Annotated in this window: 21 protein-coding genes and 1 pseudogene; 9 read left to right on the forward strand and 13 right to left on the reverse strand. The window is 61.2% G+C overall.

From position 1 onward, the window contains the following. Positions 1 to 483, forward strand: a complete 483-nt coding sequence (locus ACSQ20_RS21660; protein WP_436024065.1) for an SMI1/KNR4 family protein — start codon at positions 1 to 3, stop codon at positions 481 to 483. A 152-nt stretch (positions 484 to 635) separates the two neighbouring features. Here the strand turns inward: ACSQ20_RS21660 and ACSQ20_RS21665 are convergent. Beyond that, positions 636 to 988: pseudogene (locus ACSQ20_RS21665) on the reverse strand (transposase); the annotation flags it as partial. Between the two features lie 154 nt (positions 989 to 1,142). Here ACSQ20_RS21665 and ACSQ20_RS21670 point away from each other — a divergent pair. After that, positions 1,143 to 1,454 carry a DUF7716 domain-containing protein gene (locus ACSQ20_RS21670; protein ID WP_436024067.1) on the forward strand — a complete coding sequence of 104 codons (312 nt, stop codon included), beginning with the start codon at positions 1,143 to 1,145 and terminating at the stop codon, positions 1,452 to 1,454. A gap of 41 nt (positions 1,455 to 1,495) precedes the next feature. Continuing rightward, complete coding sequence (locus tag ACSQ20_RS21675) at positions 1,496 to 2,275, forward strand: CDP-diacylglycerol diphosphatase (protein ID WP_436024069.1); 780 nt, start codon at positions 1,496 to 1,498, stop codon at positions 2,273 to 2,275. A 41-nt stretch (positions 2,276 to 2,316) separates the two neighbouring features. On the opposite strand, the gene ACSQ20_RS21680 is transcribed toward ACSQ20_RS21675, so the two are convergent. Genes ACSQ20_RS21680 through ACSQ20_RS21690 form a run of 3 tightly spaced genes read right to left on the reverse strand, consistent with a single transcriptional unit; the run spans position 2,317 to position 5,965 of the window. Next, positions 2,317 to 4,497, reverse strand: a complete 2,181-nt coding sequence (locus ACSQ20_RS21680) for a xanthine dehydrogenase family protein molybdopterin-binding subunit (protein WP_436024071.1) — start codon at positions 4,495 to 4,497, stop codon at positions 2,317 to 2,319. Beyond that, positions 4,494 to 5,495 carry an FAD binding domain-containing protein gene (locus ACSQ20_RS21685; protein WP_436024073.1) on the reverse strand — a complete coding sequence of 334 codons (1,002 nt, stop codon included), beginning with the start codon at positions 5,493 to 5,495 and terminating at the stop codon, positions 4,494 to 4,496. The genes ACSQ20_RS21680 and ACSQ20_RS21685 overlap by 4 nt, the downstream gene beginning before the upstream one ends. Then, positions 5,495 to 5,965: a (2Fe-2S)-binding protein gene (locus tag ACSQ20_RS21690; RefSeq protein ID WP_436024075.1), complete on the reverse strand. Its 471-nt coding sequence runs from the start codon at positions 5,963 to 5,965 to the stop codon at positions 5,495 to 5,497. The genes ACSQ20_RS21685 and ACSQ20_RS21690 overlap by 1 nt, the downstream gene beginning before the upstream one ends. A 482-nt stretch (positions 5,966 to 6,447) precedes the next feature. Here ACSQ20_RS21690 and ACSQ20_RS21695 point away from each other — a divergent pair, with 482 nt between their 5' ends. Next, entirely contained in the window at positions 6,448 to 7,593 is a 1,146-nt protein-coding gene (locus tag ACSQ20_RS21695; RefSeq protein ID WP_436024077.1) for a porin, read from the forward strand. Positions 7,594 to 7,811: 218 nt separating this feature from the next. After that, positions 7,812 to 8,372 (forward strand): hypothetical protein, encoded by a 561-nt coding sequence (locus tag ACSQ20_RS21700; RefSeq protein ID WP_436024079.1) that lies wholly within the window; start codon positions 7,812 to 7,814, stop codon positions 8,370 to 8,372. A gap of 9 nt (positions 8,373 to 8,381) precedes the next feature. On the opposite strand, the gene ACSQ20_RS21705 is transcribed toward ACSQ20_RS21700, so the two are convergent. From ACSQ20_RS21705 to ACSQ20_RS21720, 4 genes are all read right to left on the reverse strand, one after another. Further along, entirely contained in the window at positions 8,382 to 10,391 is a 2,010-nt protein-coding gene (locus ACSQ20_RS21705) for an acetyl/propionyl/methylcrotonyl-CoA carboxylase subunit alpha (RefSeq protein ID WP_436024081.1), read from the reverse strand. 58 nt (positions 10,392 to 10,449) lie between these two features. Then, positions 10,450 to 11,235 carry an enoyl-CoA hydratase/isomerase family protein gene (locus ACSQ20_RS21710; RefSeq protein ID WP_436025803.1) on the reverse strand — a complete coding sequence of 262 codons (786 nt, stop codon included), beginning with the start codon at positions 11,233 to 11,235 and terminating at the stop codon, positions 10,450 to 10,452. Positions 11,236 to 11,305: 70 nt separating this feature from the next. Beyond that, positions 11,306 to 12,913, reverse strand: coding sequence for a carboxyl transferase domain-containing protein (locus ACSQ20_RS21715; RefSeq protein WP_436024083.1), 1,608 nt, complete (start codon positions 12,911 to 12,913; stop codon positions 11,306 to 11,308). A 34-nt stretch (positions 12,914 to 12,947) separates the two neighbouring features. Further along, entirely contained in the window at positions 12,948 to 14,129 is a 1,182-nt protein-coding gene (locus tag ACSQ20_RS21720; protein WP_436024085.1) for an isovaleryl-CoA dehydrogenase, read from the reverse strand. Between the two features lie 222 nt (positions 14,130 to 14,351). On the opposite strand from ACSQ20_RS21720, the gene ACSQ20_RS21725 reads away from it, so the two are divergent. The 3 genes from ACSQ20_RS21725 (at position 14,352) to ACSQ20_RS21735 (ending at position 16,680) form a co-directional block, all read left to right on the forward strand. Further along, positions 14,352 to 15,170 carry a TetR/AcrR family transcriptional regulator gene (locus ACSQ20_RS21725; RefSeq protein ID WP_436024087.1) on the forward strand — a complete coding sequence of 273 codons (819 nt, stop codon included), beginning with the start codon at positions 14,352 to 14,354 and terminating at the stop codon, positions 15,168 to 15,170. Between the two features lie 99 nt (positions 15,171 to 15,269). After that, positions 15,270 to 16,292 carry a DUF2891 domain-containing protein gene (locus ACSQ20_RS21730; RefSeq protein WP_436024089.1) on the forward strand — a complete coding sequence of 341 codons (1,023 nt, stop codon included), beginning with the start codon at positions 15,270 to 15,272 and terminating at the stop codon, positions 16,290 to 16,292. A gap of 157 nt (positions 16,293 to 16,449) precedes the next feature. Continuing rightward, on the forward strand, positions 16,450 to 16,680 hold the full coding sequence (locus tag ACSQ20_RS21735) for a hypothetical protein (protein WP_436024091.1): 231 nt from the start codon (positions 16,450 to 16,452) through the stop codon (positions 16,678 to 16,680). A 59-nt stretch (positions 16,681 to 16,739) separates the two neighbouring features. On the opposite strand, the gene ACSQ20_RS21740 is transcribed toward ACSQ20_RS21735, so the two are convergent. The 5 genes from ACSQ20_RS21740 to ACSQ20_RS21760 all read right to left on the reverse strand — a co-directional run bounded on the left by ACSQ20_RS21740 (position 16,740) and on the right by ACSQ20_RS21760 (position 22,795). Continuing rightward, complete coding sequence (locus ACSQ20_RS21740) at positions 16,740 to 17,378, reverse strand: TetR/AcrR family transcriptional regulator (protein WP_436024093.1); 639 nt, start codon at positions 17,376 to 17,378, stop codon at positions 16,740 to 16,742. A gap of 52 nt (positions 17,379 to 17,430) precedes the next feature. Continuing rightward, complete coding sequence (locus ACSQ20_RS21745; RefSeq protein WP_436024095.1) at positions 17,431 to 19,719, reverse strand: amylo-alpha-1,6-glucosidase; 2,289 nt, start codon at positions 19,717 to 19,719, stop codon at positions 17,431 to 17,433. A gap of 131 nt (positions 19,720 to 19,850) precedes the next feature. Next, on the reverse strand, positions 19,851 to 20,633 hold the full coding sequence (locus ACSQ20_RS21750) for an alpha/beta fold hydrolase (RefSeq protein ID WP_436025805.1): 783 nt from the start codon (positions 20,631 to 20,633) through the stop codon (positions 19,851 to 19,853). 95 nt (positions 20,634 to 20,728) lie between these two features. Next, positions 20,729 to 21,601: an MOSC domain-containing protein gene (locus tag ACSQ20_RS21755; protein ID WP_436024097.1), complete on the reverse strand. Its 873-nt coding sequence runs from the start codon at positions 21,599 to 21,601 to the stop codon at positions 20,729 to 20,731. 147 nt (positions 21,602 to 21,748) lie between these two features. Further along, positions 21,749 to 22,795, reverse strand: coding sequence for a rod shape-determining protein (locus ACSQ20_RS21760; protein ID WP_436024099.1), 1,047 nt, complete (start codon positions 22,793 to 22,795; stop codon positions 21,749 to 21,751). Between the two features lie 263 nt (positions 22,796 to 23,058). Here ACSQ20_RS21760 and ACSQ20_RS21765 point away from each other — a divergent pair, with 263 nt between their 5' ends. Further along, entirely contained in the window at positions 23,059 to 24,642 is a 1,584-nt protein-coding gene (locus ACSQ20_RS21765) for an ABC1 kinase family protein (protein ID WP_436024101.1), read from the forward strand. Positions 24,643 to 24,659 lie beyond the last annotated feature (17 nt).

A 24,659-nucleotide genomic window follows, 5' to 3' on the forward strand; every position in this document is an offset into this window, starting at 1 on the left:
GTGAATAAATTTGAGAGATGTGAGAAGCCGTTAACCCGCGCTGACATCGACGCAGCGGAGGAGGAGGTCGGGATGCCATTTCCCACCGGCTTCCGCGAGCACTACCTGCGCTACAACGGAGGGATCCCCGCGTTGTCATGTTTTCCGGCGACCGAAGAATGTGAGCCAATCGAGGTGGCGACCTTCTTTCCAATAAAGTACAACTCACCAGAGCACGATTTAAAGCGAACCGTTATAGAAGGGAAATATCATTTCATGCGGGGTAAAGGAGTCATCCCAGAAGGGCTGCTACCCTTCGCCGGCGATCACGGGGGCAACTTCTTTTGCTTGGACTTAAAAGGTGGTGATGTCTATTTCTTCGCGACGGATGCGTTCGACCCCGATCTTTCTCTCGAGGAAAATCACGAGAAGGCTAAACGTTGGCTCACGCATTCATTCGAAGAGTTTTTGATCTCTCTGACACACGACGAAGATGCTTATTAAAGACTGGATGCGCAATGCATTAGGGAAACACTGATCAATGAGTTCGCCACCGGCGTTTTCGACGAGTCAGTTTGCAAACGTCAGAATGGCGAACGAATTTTGTTGCGATCGGGGTGAGTTTTGCTCGAATACAACCCAACGGCTCGCGTTTTTCATACACATGACGGACTTTCCCCATGTATCGACCGCAGCCGGTTCTTTGCGATCACGAGGTTCGCCAAGGCGACAGGCTAAACAGTTGCGCCGTGTTCTTGGCTAGCCCTTTGTAGCGGACCTTGCGATGGCGGAACAGATTCTTGACGATATGAAACGGATGCTCGACCCGTGCGCGAATCTGCGCCTTGGTTCGCTCGACCTGGATCAGCAGATCCTTCAGCGCACCTTCTCGGATTGCCTTGATCTTGCCGCGCTTGACAGCCACGCGCCACTGCACCGCTTTGCCGCGCATCTCCTCACGCTTTTCAACACCCGTGTAGCCGGCATCGCCAAACGCTTCCCGCTCGTGCAGGCGAGCCCGAGGAAACCTTGGTCAGCTACGGCTATACCGATGCCGGTGAATTGCAAAGCGTGACGGATCGGGCAAGACACACGGTAATGCCCCGTCCACTACGCGGAATCAGAAGTTAAAAAACGGAATCGCCCGAAATGAAGGAGGCGAAATGAGTACGAATGACGTTGTATCTATTAGAAGAATCCTCGAGGCGTCCAGCGAGTTCTCCTGGTGGCTCTACTTGCCGCCTCAGCCATGGACACTGGAAACCGAAGGGGCATTTTCCCCTTACACCAAAGATGCCGACCCGGCAAACATTCCCGCGGCAGCAAAGCATAACGGCTGGGAAGCTACGCTGAATAGCGATGCGATTGAGGACATCGCGGCAAACGCCGTTGATCAGGTTGACAATCCAACCATTGATCCACTGTTCGAGGCGTTTCTGTTTTACTTCGAGAACGATGCTTTTATATTGTTCTAACGGTAACGCCGACATTCACGAAGACACTCAAAACAACCCACATGCATGCTTTCTTCCACAATCCCGCCGCTCGCGCAACCTGCATCCTGCTGGCCTTAGCCGCATCGATAACCGGCTGCACGACGCTCGCCGCAGCAGACCCCAACGCGCTTTGGCAAATCGCACATTTCGATTGCGTGCCGGCCGCACGTACGTCGAGCCGCACTGGCGTCTGTGCGAGTGTCGACCTCGCACATCATTACGTAGTCCTAAAAGATCGCGGCGGCATCGCACAGCATTTGCTGATTCCAACCGACCGAATATCAGGCGTAGAAAGCCCGGCACTGCTTGCGCCCGATGCCGAAAACTACTGGGCCGACGCATGGCATGCCCGCAGCTTCGTTCAATCCACTCTGAAAGCAGCCGGCCGCAACACGCTCTCCGATGACCAACTCGGGCTCGAGATCAACTCTGCCTATCGACGCTCGCAAGAGCAGCTTCATATCCACATCGACTGCATGCGTGCCACTGCAATCGACGCACTCGCACATCATCGCCACGACGTACCCAACCGATGGACATCGGACACCATCGACGGCAAGCGTTATCAAATCATGCGTGTGCGCGGACCATCTTTCGAGGTCAACCCGTTCGACATCGTCGCGCGCGAGTCACATGCGCCCGATTCGATGGCCATGCAGACCATCCTCGTGACAGGCGCGGGCCCTTCGGCAACCGATGACGGATGGTTGATCGTCAATAGCGCCGTCGACGCAGAAGGAGGCACGGGCTCGGCCGAGGTACTGCTCGATCATCAATGCGAAGTAGCGGCAAAGCACTGATCGACACTGAAACGCGGCGAGCCCCGGCCACCGTCACACCGTTACACCGTTACAATCGCAGCCGGCGTGATCGGCAACGACCTCACACGTTTGCCTGTGGCATGGAACACCGCGCTCGCCACCGCGGCCGCTACCCCCGTGGCACCCAGTTCGCCAATACCTTTTGCACCGAGCGGGCTCGCGTGCGCGTCATATTCGTCCACGAAGTGGATGTCGATATCGGCAGGAGTATCGGCATTGACAGGCACCGCCACGCCCGCAAGATCCTGCGAAAGCCAGCGTCCCAACGCACCTTCGTACGGCGTACCTTCCATGGCGACCATACCCCAACCCCAAATGATGCCGCCGATCATCTGTGCGCGCGCGGTACGCGGGTTGATGATGCGCCCGGCGCTATAGCTGCCCACCGCCCTGCGCAACCGCAGCAAGCCAAGTTCCGGGTCGACCGCTACCTCGACGAAAATCGCGCCGAATGTAGAGATGGCAACGTCACTGCCCTCGCCGTTCGCATTGAACGGCGCGCCGCCAGGCAAGCTGAACTCGCCGTCGGCAACCACTTCATTACGATTCAGGCGACGCATGAGATCGAAGATGGACTGCCCCGGATCGCGGCCGCCACGCTGGCGAATCACGCCGTTATCGATCACTGCTTCATCTCGAGGGATGCCAGCAAGTTCCGCGAGCTGCGCACGCAATGCACGCGCGGCATAAAGCACCGACGCACCCACGCCCATCGTCGATGACGAGCCGTACGTCGGACCGCCTCGCGGCAAGGCGGTGTCGCCCATCGACAGCGACACCTGCTCCACGGGCAAGCCAAGGACATCGGCGGCGATTTGCGGAAAGATCGTCAACGTGCCGGTGCCAATGTCATGACAGCCCGTTTCGATCGTCGCGCGTCCATCAACACTCAAGCGCACACGCGCCACGGAGGGAAAACGGAAGCAGCCCATCGAAGAAGTTGCCATGCCGCTGCCGAGCAGCCACGGACCATCGCGGCGCGGCTCACGCGAACGGTTACGCCACCCGAAAAGCTGCGCACCCTCTTCATACGCCTCGCGTAACTTCTTCGATGACCACGGCTTGCCGCTCGCCGGGTCGGTCTCGGCATAGTTTGCCAAACGAAAATCGAGTGGGTCCATGCCGATGATGTGCGCCATTTCATCGATGGCGCATTCGAGTCCCCATAAACCGGGACCCTCCCACGGCGCACGCATGGCGGTCGGCAGATTGACGTGAGCACGCTTCACTTTCTGCGTAGTCCGTATCCCCTGCGACGCATAAGTACCCTGCGAAGCGGCCGTGGCATGTTCGACGAAATCTTCCGCAATCGACGTCACATGTTCGACGTCATGACAAATTGCGCTCAGGCGGCCAGCGGCGTCGGTACTGACCGTCATGCGGTGGCGCATATCGGGTTGATAGCCGACCATCGAATACATCTGAGCGCGACTCAATACAAGCTTCACCGGCTGCCCCAACACACGCGCGGCAGCCGCAGCGAGAAACTCATGCGGCCAAACAAACCCTTTGCAACCGAATCCGCCGCCTGTATGCGGACAAATAACGCGCACCTGCTCGGGCTTGATGCCGAAAGCATTGGCCATTACGGCTTGCACGCTGTAGCCATGCTGGGTCGAATCGAACATCGTCAACTCGTCACCACGCCAAAACGCCTGCACCGCGGAGGGCTCCATCGGGTTATGGTGGCGCGACGGTTGCAAATAGTCGGCCGAATGCCGATGGGCTGCCCCTGCGAGACCCGCCTCCACATCGCCCTTGGAAAATTCGGCCGGCGCATAAAGGTTTTCTGTCGGCGTCACTGCCTCGCCCGCGCCCTGCGGCACAAATTCGGACACGGCGATATCGGCAGCGACGAGACGCGCGGCCTGCTCGGCTTGCTCGAGCGTCTCGGCTGCGACGATCGCAATCGGCTGGCCCTGATGACGAATCTCGGCATCTTGCATTGGCAACAGCTTCACTGCAGCCGGGGCAGTGATATTCGAAAGGCGCGGCATGTCGGCCGCCGTCAGAATGCGTACGACCCCGGGCAGTTGTTCCGCGGCATGCGTGTCGATGCTGCGTATGGTTCCGGCCGGCACCGGCGAACCGATGAGCACCAGAAAGAGCGCCCCCTCGACCTGCTGATCAGCCGCATATTTGGCACCCCCGGTCACTTTGACACGGCCATCGAGACGAGGCACAGGTTGACCGATGCTCATGCCATACCTCCGTTGGCTTGTTTCGCCGCCAGCTGCAACGCACGCAGCGCGGCATTTTGTGCGATGACGATTTTGCTGGCGTTGTGCGGCAACGCACGCGCCGACTGGAATTCGTGTTCAATGGCGGCTCGTACGATATCGAGCGCCGAAATGGATACGCCTTGCAACCTGCGCTCGGCCTCTTTGAGACGCCAAGGACGCAGTGCCACCGAGCCCAGCGCGATGCGAGCCGTGCGAATCGTTTCACCATCGAGTTCCACTGCTGCAGCAGCCGATACCAGCGCAAATTCGTATGATTCGCGCTCACGCACTTTCAGATAAGCAGAGCGTGGCGCTGCGGCGTGCAATTCGATTGCGGTAATCAATTCGTCGTCGGCAAGCACGTTATGCCGTTGCAATTCATCGGCCGGCAACGTGTGGAAGTTGTCTGCCGCTACACGACGGATGCCACGCGCGGAAGCGATGACCACTTCGGCGTCGAGCGCTGCCAATGCGACGGCCGGATCGGAAGGCTGCACAGCGACGCAATCATCGGTCCAACCGAAAATCGCATGCTTGTCGTTGATGCCGTGACGAGCCGCGCAACCGGAGCCCGGTGTGCGCTTGTTGCAAGGCAGCGCATCGAGCGAGCGGAAATACGGGCAACGCGTGCGCTGCAACAGGTTACCGCCGATCGAGGCGAGATTGCGTAATTGCGCCGATGCGGCCTTCAAGCAGGCTTGTGCCAACACCGGGTAGTCGTTGACGATGCGCGGATGTTCGGCGATCTCGTTCAACGTCGCGAGCGCACCGATGCGCAATCCGGCGCTGTTGTCGAGGGTATCGATCGTTTTGAGGCCCGACAGATGCGAAATGTCCAACAGGTGAGCCGGATGCTCGATGCCAAGGCGCATCCAGTTGAGCAGTTCGGTGCCCCCAGCGAGCAATGCAGTGCGCTGAGGGACGCCCGTATAGGCGTCGGCAGGATCGACGGCGCGGGCATAAGTGAAAGGCTGCATTACTTGTCCCCTTGCAACATGCGCGCGCCTGTTTTCACGGCTTCCACGATCTGCGGATACGACGAACAACGGCATAGGTTGCCGCTCATCCACTCACGAATTTCCTCGTCGCTTCGCACGTGACCTTCGAGTACGCACGAGAGCGCCGACATGACTTGTCCCGGGGTGCAAAAGCCGCATTGGAACGCGTCGCAATCGATAAACGCCTGCTGCATCGGATGCAGCGTTTCGCCTTGCGCCAAACCTTCGATCGTGGTGACCTCACGGCCATCCGCCTGCGCGGCCAGCACCATGCAAGCATTCACGCGATGACCATCGAGATGAATCGTACAAGCGCCGCATTCGCCGAAGTTGCAGCCTTTTTTAGTGCCGGTGAAATGCAGGTGCTCGCGCAACGCGTCGAGCAATGTGGTACGTGTATCGAGCGTGCAACGATGCGCCGAGCCGTTGACTTTCAACGTCAACTCCATCGTGTACGCGGTGTCTGATATCGGTGGAGTTGGCACATTAAGTCCTTCTAACTAATTCTGAAGTTAAGCCGCGCTAACCGGTACGCGGCAAGGGTTTCAGATTAGGCGGTGGTCTTCGGCGATTCAAGCCGCGCAGGGGATCGTTCGTTTGCGGCGAATATTGATCTGATAGCGCGCGCGTTTATTCGAGCACCGCCAGGTCATTTCGGCAGACCAATGATGACTTTGGCTGGTCTCGGTTCAGGTCGCTACGGGTTAACCAGACTTCGAGCGCAGCGTGCTTCGTATTGTTGCCCCGAAGCAACTAGCGGCGCCCCCTCGCCATAACGCTCGGTCGCAATCTGACTATTCCGCGTCGTCTTGGACCAACCGGTCTGAAAAATGGCTTTGTACCGTGCGCTGATCGTCGCCGCTGCAATGCTTGCCTCGCACGCGACGAGAGCGTGCCGCACCGCACTCCTCAACCACCTGAGTATCCAGCGATGAAAAAAAGACTGAATGTCGCGGCGCTGTCCTGCGCTGCGCTTGCGATGGCAAGCATATCGGCCCCGAGCTACGCGCAAAGCAGCGTGACGCTATACGGCGTTCTCGATGCCGGCATTACGTGGGTGAACAACACGGGCGGCTCGCACGTCGTCAAGTTCGATGACGGTGTTTCATATGGCAACCGCTGGGGCATCAAAGGCAAGGAGGATCTCGGCGGCGGTATGTCGGCGGTATTCGTCCTCGAAAGCGGCTTCCATCTCGGCAACGGCCAACTAGGTTTCGGCGGTGCGGAGTTCGGACGGCAAGCCTACGTCGGCATCCAAAACGCCTGGGGCACATTCTCACTCGGCAATCAGCTCGATATGACCGGCGAGATGGTCGCGCTTTACAACGTCTCGGCGTGGGCAAGCGGTTATGCCATCCATCAAGGCGACTTCGACCGCTTCAATATCGACCGATTGCCGAATTCGCTCAAATTCATGTCGAGCGATTTCAGCGGCTTCAAGTTCGGCGGCATGTACTCGTTCGGCAACGTCGCGGGCAGCGTGCATCAAAAGAGCGCATGGAGCGTGGGTGCGCACTATGAACACGGTCCGTTCTCGATGGGCGCAGCCTATACGCAACTCAATAATCCGTATGGCATCTATGCATTCGATCCGTATGCCATGCTTGGCACGAGAACGTTCCTGGGCCAACCCACCGTCACCGTGAATGCGGCCACGGGTGCCATTACCGATCTCTATTCGAGCACCTCATTCCCGGTCGATCGGCAAGGAACGTTTGGCATCGGCGGAAGCTACGCGATCGGCAACGTCACGCTGATGGGCAACTACAGCTACACGCAAATCAAGGGGTTTGGCACGACGTCGCACATGCAAGTGGCCGAAGGCGGCGTGGACTGGCAAGTCACCCCGGCTTTCAGCGCGATCGGCGGCTATCAGTACACATCGTTCGAAGGACATCATTGGAACCAGCTGTCGGCAGGATTGCACTATCTGCTGTCGAAACGAACCGATGTCTATATCTCGGGCGATTGGCTGAAGGCATCAAGCGGAGTCAATGCCGTCGTTGGCTATAGCTTCACGCCATCCACCACGACCACCCAAGCCGACGTTCGCATCGGCATGCGCCACTCGTTCTAAGTCGCGCGCTGCAAGCACAGCGTAAGCAATCAAGCCCGGCGTGTGCGGGACAACTCACGCATCGCCGGGCTCAATTCGTTCCATCGGTGACGCGTTCGCGCGTGCGAAGTTGTGGATGCTGCGTTCATGCGACAGTCTCTTTACGAGCCACTCTTCCTATTTCACCGATGGCATTCTATGTTCACGGTTCTGGGTCCAACGGCCCAGCAGCGAATGCGATGGACGCGCAAATCAGCGGTGTGCAGTTGCCTCTGCCTGCTGCGTTAGCGCCCAAACCAAGCCAAATTCCTGCATCCCTTACGGGTCTGTCGCGAAAGCCAGCGCCCCAGTCCGCCGCCACGTTTGTCCTGCCGCGGGCCTACGCAATCAAGGTTAACGACGAAGTTCCTGTGGCAATCGAGCCGCCGAAACTGGAGGCGGTGCGCAGCCGCAGCGATTTGTTGGGCTATCTCGCTATCGCGGATTTGTCTGCTGCGCGGGACGGAGTCACGACAGGCAACGCGCTCTTGGCGGAGAGAACACGGCAGATGCGCGAGGCGGTGCAGGACTTGGTCGACAGCGGTGATTTTGAGAACTACATAGGCGACGCGGGGCTGCTTCGCTTCGCGGCTGAACTGAATGAGCGAGTCGAGCTCACAAATCTGGAGCATTTCTACCATGCGCTAGACCCCGCGCTGCGGCAGACGCTTGGCTGGACATCGATTGATCAGCCCGCGGCGATGTGGAGCGTAGGGCAAGTAATGATTCGCAATATTCAAGCCGCCGCAAGGCCAAGTTAGCCGGACCCGTCATTCGTCCGTCGCCATCACGAGTAGTTGTGCACCGTCGGCCACTTGATCGCCCACGGCGTAGAGCACTTCTGCAACACGCCCCCCGATCGGCGCGCCGATCGTGTGCTCCATCTTCATCGCCTCCATCACGATGAGCGGCGCGCCTTTTTCGACGAGCGCGCCCGGCTCGACCAGCACGGCAATCACCTTACCCGGCATCGGGGCCGTCAGACGGCCCTCACCATGTTCAGCAACGGCCGCGTGCGCAAGCAAGTTCGACCACTCGAACACGAACGCCGCGCCGTGACAGAAAACATGGAATAGATCGCCGTCGATGAAAACCCGCCCCGTCGTGCGCGTTTCACCAAGCCGTACACCAAATGTGTGAGGCTGTGGTTCGCACCACCAGTCGAACGGCTCAGTCCGGTCAGCATGTTCGAGCGTGCGCATGTCGCCATCGCGCGTATAGATGACGCTGCAGGGCGCATCGTTTTCGACGTCGCGCCAGTCGATGGCCTGGCGAAAACCGGCGTTCAAGCGCCAGTGCGATAACGCATCCCAAGGCGATGCGCCATGTGCGTTGCCGCCTTCTCGCGTCAGCAACGCGGCGCAGGCAAGCGCGAGCGCTTCGTCGAATGGCTTTTGCTCACGCGCGAAGAGCGCCTCGTGATGGCGCTCGATCAAGCCGGTATCGAGATCAGCCGATACAAACGGCGCGCACGCAACGAGACGCTGCAAAAATTCGATATTCGTCTGCGGGCCGACCGCCTCGCAGGCCAATAGCGCGCGATGCATGCGCGCCAGGGCTTCGGCGCGGTCGGCGCCGTGCACGATCACCTTTGCAACCATCGGATCGTAAAACGGCGTGATGGTGTCGCCTTCGCGCACGCCGCTATCGATTCGCACCGCCGCGCGCTGCGGCTCGCCGATCGCGAATTCAATGGCCTGCGGCATACGCAAATATTTGAGCGTACCCGTAGACGGCAAAAAACCGCGCGACGGACTCTCGGCATAAACGCGCGCCTCGATTGCGTGCCCGTTCAGCTTCAACTCGTCCTGCCGCAAAGGCAGCCGTTCCCCCGCCGCCACGCGCAGTTGCCATTCGACGAGATCGAGCCCCGTCACCATTTCAGTCACCGGATGCTCGACCTGCAAGCGCGTATTCATTTCCATGAAATAGAACGCATTGCCCGTCATGATGAACTCGACGGTGCCGGCACCCACGTACGACACCGCACGCGCGGCCGCAACGGCCGCCTCGCCCATGGCGCGCCGTACTTCATCGGTCAACCCAGGCGCAGGCGCCTCCTCGAGCACCTTTTGATGACGCCGCTGCACCGAGCAGTCGCGATCGAACAGATAAACGGCCGCGCCGTGGCGGTCGGCAAAGACTTGAACTTCGACGTGGCGCGGGCGTGTCAAATATTTTTCGATCAACACGCGGTCGTTGCCAAAACTGCTCGCTGCCTCGCGCTTGCACGATGCGAGCGCCGCAGCGAAGTCCTCGCGCTTATCGACCACGCGCATACCCTTTCCACCGCCGCCCGCACTCGCCTTGAGCAACACCGGGTAGCCGATCTTGTCGGCCTCCCGCTGCAATCGTTCGGAGTCCTGATCATCGCCATGATAGCCAGGCACGAGCGGCACGGCCGCCGCCTGCATCAAAGCCTTCGCAGCCGCCTTCGAGCCCATCGCCGCAATGGCGGACACCGGCGGACCGATGAATACGAGGCCCGCGTCCTCGCATGCCTGCGCAAATGCTTCGTTCTCCGAAAGAAATCCGTAACCGGGATGCACGGCTTGCGCGCCTGTTCGCAGCGCCGCCTCGATGATCCGGTCGATGCGCAAGTAGCTATCGGCTGCGGCTGCGCCGCCGATGTGGATCGCTTCGTCGCATCCGGCAACATGCTTGGCAAACGCGTCGGCATCCGAATAAACCGCCACGCTCGCCACGCCGAGCCGTCGGCAAGTCGCCGCGACACGGCATGCGATCTCACCACGGTTTGCAATCAAAATCTTATTGAACATAAAGGGTCTCGCAATCTCGCAATGGAGCCGCGTAATAGTCAGGTGCGATCGGCGGCGCTCAGTCGCGCCAAGACGGCGCGCGCTTGTCGAGAAACGCCGCCACGCCTTCGCGTCCTTCGTCGCTCGCACGGATGCGCGCAATACGCACCGCGGTATCGGCGATCAGTGTCTCGTCGAGCGCACAACCCGCTACGTCCTGCACCAGCCGCTTCGATTCGCGCACCGCTTGCGGCCCGTTCGCACAAAGTGTTTCGGCAATTCTTTGCACCGCTGCATCGAGTTGATCCGCTGGCACAGCTTCGTGAACGAGCCCGAGCCGGCATGCCGTCATGCAATCGAATGGTTCTGCCGTCGTGAAATAGCGGCGCGATGCGCGCTCGCCGAGCGCACGAACGACATACGGGGCGATCGTCGCCGCGATCAAGCCGAGGCGCGCCTCGGACAAGCAAAACCGCGCGGTGTCAGCAGCAATCGCGATATCGCTTGCCGCCACAAGCCCGACGCCGCCCGCGTACGCATCCCCCGATACGCGTGCAATGACGGGCTTCGACGAGCGATAGACGGCAGACAGCATATCGGCAAGCCGACGGGCATCCGCGCGGTTTTCGGCGTCGGAAAAACCCGCCATCTTCTTCATCCAGTTCAGGTCGGCACCGGCGCAAAACGCAGGGCCGTTCGCCGCCAGTATGATCGCGCGGACATCGTCACGTGCATCGAGCTGCGCGAACGCGTCGCTCAACTCGGCAATCATCGCCTCGTTGAATGCGTTACGCACCTCGGGCCGATTGAGCGTTACCGTTGCGACGCGCGCTGAAAACGCCACACTCAACATGTCGTATTGCATTGATCGTCTCTCGCCAAGTGGGTCTTGCTCATCGTCCATCGTCCATCGTCCACCGTGCAGCGTGCGCTTGCTACATCCGGAATACGCCGAAGCGCGTTTCCTCGATTGGCGCATTCATCGCGGCCGACAGCCCAAGACCGAGTACGTCGCGCGTTTGCGCAGGATCGATGACGCCGTCATCCCAAAGCCTCGCGCTCGCATAGTACGGATGCCCTTGATGCTCGTACTGCTCGCGAATCGGCTGCTTGAATGCCTCTTCCTCTTGCGCACTCCATGCGCCACCCTTTGCTTCGATGCCGTCCCGCTTCACGGTGGCAAGCACCGACGCTGCCTGGTCGCCGCCCATCACGGAAATACGGGCGTTGGGCCACATCCAGAGAAATCGCGGTGAATAAGCACGCCCGCACATGCCATAGTTGCCCGCACCGAATGACCCGCCGATGATCACGGTAAATTTCGGCACCTTCGCTGTGGCCACCGCTGTCACCATCTTCGCGCCGTTGCGCGCAATGCCTTCGTTCTCGTACTTGCGGCCCACCATGAAACCCGTGATGTTCTGCAAGAACACGAGCGGAATCTTGCGCTGACAGCAAAGCTCGATGAAGTGAGCGCCTTTCACGGCTGATTCGGAAAAGAGAATTCCGTTGTTCGCCACGATGCCAACCGGGTGCCCCCAGATATGCGCGAACCCCGTGACGAGCGTCGTACCGTAGCGCGCCTTGAATTCGTCGAATTCGGAATCGTCGACAATGCGCGCGATTACCTCTCGAATGTCGAATGGTTTGCGCGTATCAACGGGAATGATGCCGTAGATGCTTTGCGCATCGTAACGCGGCGGCTTCGGCTCACGCATCGCAAGCTGCGGTTGCTTCACCCGATTGAGTTGGCTGACGATGCCGCGCGCTAACGCCAGCGCGTGCGCATCGTTTTGCGCAAGGTGATCGGCCACGCCGGAAAGGCGCGTATGGACGTCCCCACCGCCCAGGTCTTCCGCACTGACCTCTTCGCCCGTGGCAGCCTTCACGAGTGGCGGCCCACCGAGAAAGATGGTGCCCTGGTTCTTGACGATGATCGACTCGTCACTCATCGCGGGCACGTAGGCGCCGCCGGCTGTACACGAACCCATCACGACAGCGATCTGCGCGATACCAGCCGCCGACAAAGTCGCTTGGTTATAAAAGATGCGCCCGAAGTGATCGCGATCGGGAAACACTTCATCCTGGTTCGGCAGATTGGCGCCACCAGAATCGACGAGATAAATGCATGGCAGCCGGTTTTCAGCGGCGATTTCCTGTGCTCGCACATGCTTTTTGACGGTGATCGGGTAGTACGTGCCGCCTTTGACCGTTGCGTCGTTGCATACGATCACGCACTCCTGGCCCGCGATCCGCCCGATGCCAGTAATGATGCCCGCGCCGGGCGCGGCGTCGTGATACATACCGGACGCCGCAAGTTGCGAAAATTCGAGAAACGGGGTGCCCGGGTCGAGCAGTTGCGCGATGCGCTCACGCGGCAACAGCTTGCCGCGCGAGAGGTGTTTGTCGCGCGCGGCCTGGCCACCGCCAAGCGCGAGATGCGCGACCTTCGCACGCAAATCGGCAATGAGTGCTTCGAGCGCGTCAGCATTGGCACGGAACGCATCCGAGCGCGGGTTCAGCTTGCTTTCGATGATAGGCATAAAGGGGCTCCGTCTCGCTGCGCGTCGCTGGGCTCTACGCCGTTTCGGCGAAGAGTTCGCGACCGATCAGCATGCGGCGAACCTCGCTCGTGCCGGCGCCAATCTCATAAAGCTTCGCGTCGCGCCACAGGCGCCCGACAGGATATTCGTTGATGTAGCCGTTGCCGCCGAGAATCTGAATGGCCTCGCCCGCCATCCACGTGGCCTTCTCGGCCGTATAAAGAATGACGCCCGCGCAGTCCTTGCGCACTTGGCGCACATGCTCGCGACCCAGCATGTCGAGCTGGCGGCCGACGGCATAAAGGTAGGCACGGCACGCCTGCAGCGTGGTGTACATATCGGCGACTTTGCCTTGAATCAATTGGAATTCGCCGATTGGCTGGCCGAACTGTTTGCGATCGTGGATGTACGGGACGATCGCATCCATGCAGGAAAGCATGATGCCGGTGGGCCCACCGGCCAACACGGCCCGCTCGTAATCGAGCCCGCTCATCAGCACATTCACGCCGCCGTTCACGCGCCCGAGTATGTTCTCTTCGGGCACCTCGACGTCTTGAAAGACAAGCTCGCCCGTATGCGAACCGCGCATGCCGAGCTTGTCGAGCTTTTGCGCAACTGAAAACCCCTTCATGCCTTTTTCGACGATGAACGCGGTCATGCCACGCGCGCCGGCTTCGATATCGGTCTTCGCATAGACCACGAGCGTGTCGCAATCGGGACCGTTCGTGATCCACATCTTCGTGCCGTTGAGCACGTAGTAGCCATCGCGCCGGTCAGCACGCAGCTTCATGCTGACCACATCGGAGCCCGCATTCGGCTCGCTCATCGCGAGTGCTCCGACGTGCTCACCTGAGACGAGCTTGGGCAGATATTTCTGCTTTTGCGCTTCGGTGCCGTTGCGATGGATCTGATTGACGCAAAGGTTCGAATGCGCGCCGTACGACAAGCCGACGGACGCGGACGCGCGCGAAATTTCTTCCATGGCGACCATATGCGCGACGTAACCCATATTTGCGCCGCCGTACTCTTCGGCCACGGTCATGCCAAGCACGCCGAGGTCGCCCAGCTTGCGCCATAGATCCATCGGGAATTGATCGGTGTGATCGATGTCCGCTGCGCGCGGCGCGATCTCCTTCGCGGCGAAATTCGCAACCGCATCGCGCAACATGTCGATCTCTTCTCCAAGCGCGAATTGCAGGCCAGGCACATTGCTCATCGATCTCTCCTCGAATTCAGACAGCGGACAGCAGCCAGGCGGCTGCCGCGATCAAGCGCATTAAACGTGATTGCCGCACATTTCACGCCACATTTACGTAAGCGTCAATAGGTTTTTCTGAGTACAACTCAACTTTTGATCGTGCGGTTTTCGCAGATCTTTCGGTGCTAATATCGGCCGCGCGGGCCGCTTCTCGCGGCAAATCTGAATCGAACTCATACGATGGAACAACAGCAGGCCGATACGAATGGCTCGAATGGCGAACGCAACGGCGTGCGACGGCAGCCCGCGGGGAGAAAATCGCAGCAGCGCATCAAGGAAATCTTGCAGGCGGGCCGCGATGTTTTCTCCGAGAAAGGCTTCGAGCGCGCCACGACTGCGGAGATCGCACAGCGTCTCGGCGTGTCAGAAGCGACAGTCTTTAGCTATTTCCGCGGCAAACGCGAACTCTGCGCGCGCGTCATCTCCGACTGGTACGACGAAATCATCGCGGCCATTGAAACTGGGTTGCCGCGCGACGGCAATCTGCGGCAACAGTTCGCCTTCATCGTGCGCATGCATTTGCGGCTGATGCTCGTGCACGGCACTGGTCTTTGCTCGCTCGTGCTCTCCGAAGGGCGCACCAAGCAACACGCGCTCGGTGACGAATTGACCGTCTTGCAGCGGCGCTATACCGCGCCGCTGATGCGCGTGTTGGCCCAGGGTCAGCAAACCGGGCAAATACGTACCGATGTCCCGCTCAGGCTGATGCGCTCGATGGTGTTCGGGCCGATGGAGCACGTGCTTTGGGATGCAACGCTCGCCCATCGCAGCACCGACCTCGATGCGACGGCCGAGCGGCTCATTGAATTGCTATGGACGACATTGCAGCCGCCCGCGCCGGATCTGGCAGCGCTCACGCGACTGAAAGATGAAGTCGGCGAAGCAATACGGCGCTTCGATGACGCAACGCGCTCAGCCAAGCCGCAAAGCAACGGCAAACACACGGCACCGCGTGCGCGTGCTCGCCTCGGCAAAAAGAACGACGGCGCGAATTCGTGAGTCCGAACGTTATTCGTATCGACGCTCGGCCGTTCGCTTGCGGCGCGCAACACGCGCGGGTATCGTTAGCGCAGTGCCTCCGCCTCGTTCGCCACGCCGATGCCCACCCGCCTAACTCCCACGATTGCCTCCTCGTTCGCAACGCTCGCGTTGTCGCATCTGACGCGCGAGTACCCTAACAAGCTGACACATACGCTGGCAGGTCCGCAAGATGTGCGATCACCTCGCATGCTGCATCCGATCTTCTACGGCAGCTACGACTGGCATTCATGCGTGCACGGCTACTGGCTGCTGCTGCGTCTGATCTCGCATTACCCGGACCTGCCGGAAGCCGCGCGCATTATGGCCGTCGTCGATGCGCACTTCACGGAGGCGAACGTCGCCGGCGAACTTGCATATTTGAGTCTGGCTCACAATCGTGGTTTCGAGCGGCCCTACGGCTGGGCATGGCTACTTGCACTGGCCGGCCAGCTTCATGCGATGCCCGGCCGCGACGCCGAGCGTTGGTCGCAAACCATCGCGCCGCTCGCTGATTGCTTCGTCGAACGCTTCGAGGAATTTCTGCCGAAAGCAACCTACGCATTGCGCGTCGGCACGCACTTCAATACGGCGTTTGCGCTTTCGCTGGCGCTCGACTTCGCACGCGCGACCGGACGCGCTGGGTTTGCCGAGCTAATCGTCGATACGGCCAAACGCTGGCATTCGAATGATTCGGACTGCGAAGCATGGGGTGAGCCGGGCGGCGACGAATTTCTCTCGCCGTCGCTGATGGAGGCCGAGCTGATGCGGCGCGTGCTGCCGGCCCGCGAGTTCGCGACCTGGTTCGAGCGCTTCTTCCCGCGCGTCGCGCGAGGGGAGCCGGCAACGTTATTCGCGCCTGTGACGGTCACCGACCGCAGCGACGGCAAAATTGCGCATCTCGACGGGCTCAATCTGAGCCGTGCGTGGTGTCAGCGCTTGCTTGCAAAAGCCTTACCACCCAATGACAGACGCCGCACGCTGCTCGAAGACGCGGCCGAGCGGCATCTGCAATCGGGGTTGCGTCACGTTGCCGGTGATTACATGGGCGAGCACTGGTTGGCCACGTTCGCGCTGCTGGCCCTGGAAGCGCACGACGCGTGAGGCTCGCGGGATTTTTTAAGGGATTTTTAAGGCTCGCTTCCTAGTCTCTTACCGCTGCGACGGCAGACTTCGTGTGCTTATCGACAATGAGGTGCAGCCATGCCTGATTCGTTGATTACCGCCTTTGGCGCGGCCTGCGTGATCGGCACGCTTTCGCTTGCCGCTCATGCTGCGGATGGCGAGCCCGCCTTCGACGTCCAATGTGTTTTCGCCGCCCGATCTCGGACATAACGGGTTTTCGATGCACCGCATCAAAGCGCAATCGACCACGAATAGCGCCAGCGATGCTTCGACGCTGTTCGGCCCCAATGTGCTGCCGAAATGGCAATTGAAGTCGGGCGACATCGCGACACCGCGATTGCAAGGCGACCGATTCAGGTTTCGTTGACGAAAAACGTCTGCTTTAGTGACTGATTATTCAACAAGACGCCGTTCTCGCTGACCCGATCAGCTCAGTGCGCGCAGCGCCAAATCGACGATGTTCGCAAGCTCAGCTTCGTCGTCGACGACCTTGCTCATCACGCGCAAACCCTGCGTCACGCAAAGCAGATAACGGCCGACGGCCGCCTCGTCGAGCGAGGGATCGAACTCACCGGCCGCCTGCGCGCGAATGACCGCGGCCGTCAACAATGTAGTCATGCGGCGCTGGAATGATTCGATTTTTTCGCGCAGCGCCGCGTCATCAGGCTGCATCTCCAACGTTGCGTTCGTGACAAAGCAACTGCGCTGGCCCGTCAGCGCGTTGGTGATACGAGCGTAATGAAATAGTGCATCGCGCAACGATTCGGACGCCGAAGCGGTATTGGCATTCAACCGCTCGGCGAGGCGGGCGATGACGCCGTCCGCATAGTATTCGACCGCCGCCAACAGCAAGCCATGCTTGTCGCCGAACACTCCGTAGAGGCTGCCCCGCAGCACACCCGTCGCTTTGCAGAGGTCGTCGATCGACGTTGCGTGGTACCCCTGGTTCCAGAAGATTCGGCTCGCGCGGTCAAGCACTTCATCGGCGTCGAATTCGCGCGGGCGGCCGCGCGATGCCGGGCTGTTTGCGCCGGCGGACCGGCGGGTCGAAATCGAAGAAGTCATGCAGCGATAATATGACCTCTCGTTCAATAATTCAAGGCTCGAACCTCGAACATCACAAAACCGTCGCCACCCGCACGTCCGATTTGTCCGCCGATGCCACGACCTTACCGCCGATGCGGCTGAACGTCAGCGATACCGTCTTTGTGCCCACATGCAAGTTCCGCACTTCGAGCCAATCGATACCTTCCGGCAACGCGGGCTGCTCGATCAGTATCTCCTCGCGCTCGGCATCGAGCGTAAGACCGAGGCACGCCTCGAGCATCATGAACGGCGCGCCCGCCGCCCAAGCTTGCGGCAGGCACGCGACCGGATATGCAGTTGGGGGCTCGCCGCGACTACGCATGAAGCCGCAAAAAAGCTCGGGCAGCCGCATGTCGAAGTTGACAGCCGCTTCGAACAACGCTTGCAAAAGGCCCACCGCCGCTTGCTTGTCGCCGTAGCGGGCAAGGCCGCGCGCGCACAGCGCGTTGTCGTGCGGCCATACGGAGCCGTTGTGATAAGACATCGGATTGAAGCGTGGCTGGTTCGCGGCCAATGTCCGCACGCCCCAGCCGGTATGGAATTGCATCGACTCGAGCTTGCGCGCGACGGTTTCGCCGCGCTCGCGGCTGGGCAGCCCGAAAGCGAGCAAGTGCCCGGCATTCGAGGCAAGCACACGGCACAGTTCGCCGTGACCGTCCAGTGCGATGCCGTAAAAGCCGGCTTCCGGCATCCAGAACAGCGCTTCGACTCGCTCGCGCAAGGCTTCGGACCGCTCGGCGTAACGGGCGGAGGCATCGCTCAAACCGCGGCGCGCGGCAAAGCTCGCCATCGTATTGAAAGCAGCACAGGCATAAGCCTGCACTTCGACAAGCGCAATCGGCCCCTGTGGCATACGGCCATCGGCGTGAAACACCGAATCATGACTGTCTTTCCAACCTTGGTTCACAAGCCCTCGGTCGGATGCGCATTGGTAATCAACGAGCCCGTGCGGGTTTTTGTCGCATACGCGCGCGACCCACTGTGCCGCGCGTTCGAGCGCGGGCCAAAGATCGGCAATGAACGCCTCGTCGCCGGTGCGCGCAAAGTAGGCGCCTGCAAGCACAATGAAGAGCGGCGTGGTGTCGACACCGCCGTAGTAAAGCGCGAACGGCACCTCGCCCGTGCCGGCCATCTCGCTCTTGCGCATCTCGTGCATGATCTTGCCCGCCGATGCGTCCCGAAACGCCGAATCCTCGCGCGCTTGATGCTCGGCCAAAAAGGTCAGCACGCCACGGGCAAGCCACGGCTGAAGCCAGAGTGTCTGCAACGATGTCACCACTGCGTCGCGTCCGAACGGCGTCGAAAACCACGGGATGCCCGCATAAGGATAAGGGCCGCTCGGCAAGTCGGTCGTCAACAGGCCCAGGTCGGCGAACGAGCGTTCGAGCCATGCGTTGAAAAGCGGATTGCTGGTGCGAATGCGCGCCGTAGCGCGGCGGCGCTCGCGCATCGACAAATGGGCACTTGCCAATGCGTTGCGCACCGCGGCACGGCCAACGCGCGGACGGACCGCGTCGATCTGCGTCAAGTGTGCGGGATTCGTGCTGTGCAGCGGTTGGGCCACCTGTGCACCGCGCAGCTCGCTGCCGGCGGCAGCAGCAAGCGGATGAGCATCGACCGCGACGGAAAGATAAAGCGATACACACGTCTGCGCCGACAATTGCATCGAGTAGTCGGCACGATCGGCAACCAGTTGATCAGGCTCGGGCGAAAACGCAATGCGCACGTCGCGCTCGACACGATCAAGCCCGACGTAGCGCAGTTGAACTTCGTCCCGTGTCACCTCCGGCGCCGCCATCGTGCCGCGCTTCGGGCGACTGAGGCCGCGCACTTCGAACATGTCCTTGAAGTCGCATCCAAATGAAATGGATAGCGGGACGACAGCGTCAGTTGAACCGTAGTTCGTAAGCGTGATGGCCTCGTACAACACGGTGCCCGCAAGCACGCGCGTGCGTTCGACATGGATCACGCCTTCGGGGGTATCGCCGCCGCCAACCGGCGGCAACGGCCGGTTCGTCAGGTGCGCGGTGAACGAGGCGTTGTCGTTGCTGACATTGCCCGAGAGCAGCGATGGTGCGCGCCCGCCGAACGTGAGGCGCAGCAGCGAAAGTGTGCGCGTGTCGTTGACGAACAAGCCGTCGTCAAAGCCGTTGATGTCGCCAAGCGGATCGTTGACAACAAATGTATCGCCCGATTTGAGCACGTACTGGCTCGTGCGGGCAACATAAGGGTGCTCCGGTGCGATGAACGCGCCGTCGGGCTGCCGCTCGTCGGGGCCTCCCGTGCGCATGGTCCTGTCGAGTGCTTCGGTGTCCAGCATTGTGTCGCTCCTGGCGTTGGCTTTCCTCGATTGTAGATAGCGATGCGCAAAGAGAAAGAACAAACCGGCTTTCGTGGCTCAGGCGAGGGGCGCCGCAAGTGCGATGCCCGCCCCAGTGGGCCGGCCGAATCTCAGCGCGGCTCGCGAATGAATTCGTCTACGTGACGATTGAATGCGCTCGGATGGGCGAGATTCATGCCGTGCGACGCGCCGCGGATGGTATGCCGGCGCACGTCGGGCAGCCATTCGGCGAGCGCGGTCGCGTTGCGGCGAAACAGATCAGGGCTCTTTTCGCCATCGATCAGAAGCACCGGACATGGCATGCGCGACGCCGCTTCGCGTGTATAAGCCGGCAGCGGGTCGGCAAATTGACGCGGCAGCGTGCCGGCGTTATCGAGCGCCATGCGACGAAAACCAGCCGTACTCTTGGCCCACGAACCGACGCGGCTCACCGAATCGACGAAGAGTTCGAGCCCGGCTTCAAGGTCGCCCGCTTCAATAAGCTCGGCTGCGCGTGCCCGCAACGGATTGACGGTGTCGGGCAGGATGACGACTGGTTGGCCCGGCGTCTCGACCGGGCCGCCGGGATCGGCCAGCGTCAGCGTGCTCACCTGGCGTGCGTGACGCAAGGCAAAATGAAACGCCATGCAGCCGCCGCGCGAATGTGCGATGACATGTGCCGGCCCGGCACCGAGCGTGTCGATGAACTCGGCAAGCTCGTCCGCGTGCAGACTCCACGTGAAAGGCCGCGTATCCGGCAAGCCGGCAAGCGGCCAGTAATGCGTGAGACTGACAGCGACACAGCGATAGTGCTTGGCCAGCCCGTCGAGCTGCGGTTGCCAATAGCGGTAGTCACAAAGCGAGCCATGCACGAACAGCACGAGTTCGCCGGCACCACGCTCGACGTAAGGCATGTGCAACCCGTTCGCAAGCTCGAGGAAATAAACCTCGCCAGCGGCTTCGATCGATAACGGAGGAAGAGGACGGGAAGACATCGGCTCGCGCAAGGTCAATCTTCGAAACGCAACTCGACTTCGGCTTCGCCGCCCACGGCCAGCGTGCCGCCCGCACCCGTGATGACCACGGCGTTCTGCCCGAACGTCAGTTGACCATCCTGGCGGGGATCAGCGCGGTAGGCGCTCATCGTATCGGTCGGCTCGTGGGGCCAGCGCGGATCGGGCGCACCGGTCGTCTGATCAATGGTCGGCACGGGGCAGCGCGTACAGGACTTGACGATGCGCAGGCTGATCTCAGCGTCATCGTGCGCGTCGATACGCAGCATATCGACATAGTCCTCCTCGTAGGCTTCGAGACCGCTCAGCACAAGGTTGGGCCGAAAACGGTTCATCGGCACGGGCGCTACACCTTTTTGCATCAGCCGCGTGTTCAGGTCATCGAGCGAAGCCTGGCCGATCACAAGCAACGGATAACCATCGGCGAAACGCACGGGGGCGATGGTGTCGCCTGTCCACTGACGGTTGGCAATGCGCTCGGCCGCTGGATCGAAGCGTACGAGGCGCAGCGGCACACCGAGGAAATCGGAAAACCACTGCGCCGCTTCGTCGCCGGCATCGAGTGCGCTCAGCGTGCTGCGCCATACAGTCACCTCGATACGCTTCGCGCTGACCAGCGCCGAGGCGTCAAGCGGCGTGTACAGCGGGACACAGCCTGGCGCGCGGATGATCAGTTGCTCCGTGCTCAGTGCTGGGACGACCAACGCGAGTCGCGGCAACACGCGTTGCGTCACGAAGCGTCCGTTCGTATCGACGAGCATCCAATGACGGTCGTATTCGAGCCCGTGCGCCAGTAGGCGAGCAGCGTCGAGCGCAATGCCTGCGCACGATTTGATTGGATAGACGTTGAGTTGACTGATCGTGGCCATGGCGGGTCACATGCAGGCAAGTGCCGTTTGGAAACCGGACATGGTAACACCGCCGCATTTCATCCGCGGCAAGCGTGAGCGTGGAATGTCGACGCTCGGCGCAAGACGCCGGGTCGGATTGGATCAAATCAGGTCGGGTCGATGCTGTCAGTTGAACGCGGCCGCATCGACGCAACCGGCTGCCGCGCTGGCACCACGCACCGCGCACGTCAGCGGTTCGTTGGCGACGCGTACCATCAGACCTGTTTCCTCCGCCAGCCGCTTATCGAGATTGGCGAGCAACGCTCCGCCGCCCGTCAGCACAATGCCGGTGTGAGCGACGTCGGTAACAAGTTCGGGCGGCGCGCTCTCCAGCGCGAGCTTGACTGCATTGACGACCGTTCGAAGCGGCGCCGACAGCGCATCCGCCACGTCGTGGTTCGACAGTTCGATCGTCCGCGGCAGCCCGTCGCTGAGGCTGCGCCCGACCGCGCACATGCGTTCGGCCGGCACGTTGGAAACAGCTGTGCCGATGGTCTTTTTCAGGTGCTCGGCGGTCTGGTCACCGAGTACGACGCCGTATATGTTGCGCACATGCGCAATGATCGCCGCATCGAACTGATCGCCACCGACACGCACCGAACCTTGATACGCAATGCCACCAAGCGTCACGACACCCACTTCGGTCGTCCCGCCGCCGATATCGACGACCATCGAGCCACGCGCCTCGCCGACGGGTAGCCCCGCGCCCACGGCCGCGGCCAGCGACTCGTCGATCAGGCTCACCTTTGCCGCGCCTGCCGCAAGCGCGGTCTCGCGGATCGCCCGCCGCTCGACTTCCGTAGCCGAATACGGCACGCAAATCGTGAATTCGGCGCGCCGCCCAAAGAGCGAGCGCAGCCGCGCCATGTCAACGAATTCGCGGAACATCCGCTCGGCGGCTGAAAAATCGGCAATCACGCCGTGCCGCATCGGCCTCACCGTTTTCAAGTTGCGCGGCGACCGGCCAAGCAACTGCTTGGCCTGTTCGCCAATGGCGGCAATGCGCACGGGACCGGTGCTGGCTGTTGCCTGAAAGCAGACCACCGATGGCTGATTCAGAACGATGCCTTTGCCAAGCGCGTAAATCAGGGTATTGGCAGTGCCGAGATCGACTGCGATGCGCTGCGGCAACAGGCGGGCGAAAAGGTGGTGCGACATCGTTGGCTCTCTCATCTGGATGGCAACAACGGCATGCGATCGGTCGCAGCGAGCGAAGCGCAAAAGTCGCGCGCGTTGACGTTGTATCGAAACGGTCCGCCTGACACTCGATTAACGGCAATTCAAAGGCGCCTCTTTAGGGTCGATTGCAGATTTCTACTGTGCATTGCAGCAATGTGGCCCGAAGCGGACCAAGAGCCATCGGTTGAGCGCACAGCCCGGCGGGACGTGGCATCCTTTCTTCTCTTCCGTTCACATAATCCTCTGACGCATAATTCATGCGCACTACGCTTCGCCGCCTGCTGCTTCTTTTCTGCGCGCTCCGATATGGCGCCACACTCCTTTGGACAGCCGCACCGGAAGGCGAAAAGCTCCGTGGGATCGCCACCCTGCTCGCGCGCATGCATAGGGATCGCGGCGCGCGCGCGGCTTTGCATCGCGCGCTGCCGCAACTCGGCCCGCTCGCGAGTGCGTTCGTCGAGGAATTCGCCACGCACCCGGGCAGGGGGCTGCGAACGTTGCACGACGCGCTCGAAAAGCTGGCTCGCGAGCGAACGGCGCTCAGCACTCCGCTCTCGCCGCAGCAAGCGGAATCGGCGTTGCGCGCGGCGATCGGCCATCCGCTGGAGGACGCGTTCGAGTCGATCGACTGGATGCCGCTGGAAAGCGGCATCGCCGAGCAGACTCACGCTGCCCGGCTGCGGGCAATGGACGATCTGCAAGGCTCGCCAAGCAAGATGGACGTAATTGTCAAACTGTTGCGCGTGCGGCAAGTGCAGCGCATCGAGGACGACGTTGCCGTATTGCGCTGGCTCGCCCGGTTGCTCGAAAGGTGGTTTTCCGCCGCGCGCACACTCGGGTTGCGCGCGCTGGCCGACATCTATGCGCTCGAAGTGACGCGCCGCTTCGATCTGCGCATGGAGGCCGCGAACCTGTCTCAGACCGGCAGGCATTTCGCCGCCGACACTCGTTTGGCCGTTCCGGAAGTCAACTGGGCATTGACGACCGACAAGGCGCTGGTCGTGGAGCGAATCGACACCTTACCGGCGACCGACATCGACGGTTTGCGGCGTCATGGCGTGGACCTGGAGCGCCTCGCCGCGCATATCGTCGAAGTCGTCATCGATCAAGCGTTCGAGCACGGTTTTTTCCATGCGGCATTGAGCGCACGGCACCTGCGCGTCAGCATCGAGCCGCAGACGTCCGGGCGCATCGTATTGGCCGATTGCGCGGTCATGTCGACGCTGACCGAACCCGAACGCGAGTTCTTCGTCCACGGCGCGACAGCACTTTTCAAGCGCGACTACGGACGTCTCGCAAGGATGCATCACGAGGTCGGCCACGTGGCGCCGCACACGCGACCTGAGCAACTCGAAGCCGAGCTTCGCACGCGCGGCGAAGCACATTTCGCCTGGCCGGCCGCCGAGCGAATGGCCACCGGCTTGCTGCGGCATCTGGTCGACGCGGTCGAGCCGTTCGGCGGTCGCATGCCACCCGCACTGGTGCTCGCCGGCCATTCGCTGGCACGCGCCGAATCGCTGGCCCGCATGCTCGCGCCCGCATTGGATACTTGGCAGATCGCCGAGACGTCACTCGCGGCCCTCGCCCGCAAAGATGTCGATCATCGCGGATGGCTCAAGCGCATCTCGCGCGAACTGCCGCATCTTGCGCCCATCGCACCCAGGCTACCGCTTTTGGTCGTGCAGGCGCTGCAGCGGCTCGAACCGCGCCGCACCACGCTCGATGTCGTCGCCTGGGTCGCTCAGTTTCGGCGCGAGCAGCAACGCACGCGGCGCCTGCTCTGGGCCTGCGCCGCGCTCGGCGTTTTGCTGGGCGGCGCGCTGACTTGGCTCGCGCGCTAGCTGAACGCGTGCGGGAG

The organism is Trinickia sp. LjRoot230, assembly GCF_964253315.1.
GTDB lineage: Bacteria > Pseudomonadota > Gammaproteobacteria > Burkholderiales > Burkholderiaceae > Trinickia.

Bases quoted from the DNA above. Each gene is read 5' to 3' on its own strand.
- ACSQ20_RS21670 (WP_436024067.1), top strand. From the start codon at position 1,143: ATGAGTACGAATGACGTTGTATCTATTAGAAGAATCCTCGAGGCGTCC.
- ACSQ20_RS21675 (WP_436024069.1), top strand. From the start codon at position 1,496: ATGCATGCTTTCTTCCACAATCCCGCCGCTCGCGCAACCTGCATCCTG.
- ACSQ20_RS21680 (WP_436024071.1), bottom strand. From the start codon at position 4,497: ATGAGCATCGGTCAACCTGTGCCTCGTCTCGATGGCCGTGTCAAAGTG.
- ACSQ20_RS21685 (WP_436024073.1), bottom strand. From the start codon at position 5,495: ATGCAGCCTTTCACTTATGCCCGCGCCGTCGATCCTGCCGACGCCTAT.
- ACSQ20_RS21690 (WP_436024075.1), bottom strand. From the start codon at position 5,965: ATGGAGTTGACGTTGAAAGTCAACGGCTCGGCGCATCGTTGCACGCTC.
- ACSQ20_RS21695 (WP_436024077.1), top strand. From the start codon at position 6,448: ATGAAAAAAAGACTGAATGTCGCGGCGCTGTCCTGCGCTGCGCTTGCG.
- ACSQ20_RS21700 (WP_436024079.1), top strand. From the start codon at position 7,812: ATGGACGCGCAAATCAGCGGTGTGCAGTTGCCTCTGCCTGCTGCGTTA.
- ACSQ20_RS21705 (WP_436024081.1), bottom strand. From the start codon at position 10,391: ATGTTCAATAAGATTTTGATTGCAAACCGTGGTGAGATCGCATGCCGT.
- ACSQ20_RS21710 (WP_436025803.1), bottom strand. From the start codon at position 11,235: ATGCAATACGACATGTTGAGTGTGGCGTTTTCAGCGCGCGTCGCAACG.
- ACSQ20_RS21715 (WP_436024083.1), bottom strand. From the start codon at position 12,913: ATGCCTATCATCGAAAGCAAGCTGAACCCGCGCTCGGATGCGTTCCGT.
- ACSQ20_RS21720 (WP_436024085.1), bottom strand. From the start codon at position 14,129: ATGAGCAATGTGCCTGGCCTGCAATTCGCGCTTGGAGAAGAGATCGAC.
- ACSQ20_RS21725 (WP_436024087.1), top strand. From the start codon at position 14,352: ATGGAACAACAGCAGGCCGATACGAATGGCTCGAATGGCGAACGCAAC.
- ACSQ20_RS21730 (WP_436024089.1), top strand. From the start codon at position 15,270: ATGCCCACCCGCCTAACTCCCACGATTGCCTCCTCGTTCGCAACGCTC.
- ACSQ20_RS21740 (WP_436024093.1), bottom strand. From the start codon at position 17,378: ATGACTTCTTCGATTTCGACCCGCCGGTCCGCCGGCGCAAACAGCCCG.
- ACSQ20_RS21745 (WP_436024095.1), bottom strand. From the start codon at position 19,719: ATGCTGGACACCGAAGCACTCGACAGGACCATGCGCACGGGAGGCCCC.
- ACSQ20_RS21750 (WP_436025805.1), bottom strand. From the start codon at position 20,633: ATGCCTTACGTCGAGCGTGGTGCCGGCGAACTCGTGCTGTTCGTGCAT.
- ACSQ20_RS21755 (WP_436024097.1), bottom strand. From the start codon at position 21,601: ATGGCCACGATCAGTCAACTCAACGTCTATCCAATCAAATCGTGCGCA.
- ACSQ20_RS21760 (WP_436024099.1), bottom strand. From the start codon at position 22,795: ATGAGAGAGCCAACGATGTCGCACCACCTTTTCGCCCGCCTGTTGCCG.
- ACSQ20_RS21765 (WP_436024101.1), top strand. From the start codon at position 23,059: ATGCGCACTACGCTTCGCCGCCTGCTGCTTCTTTTCTGCGCGCTCCGA.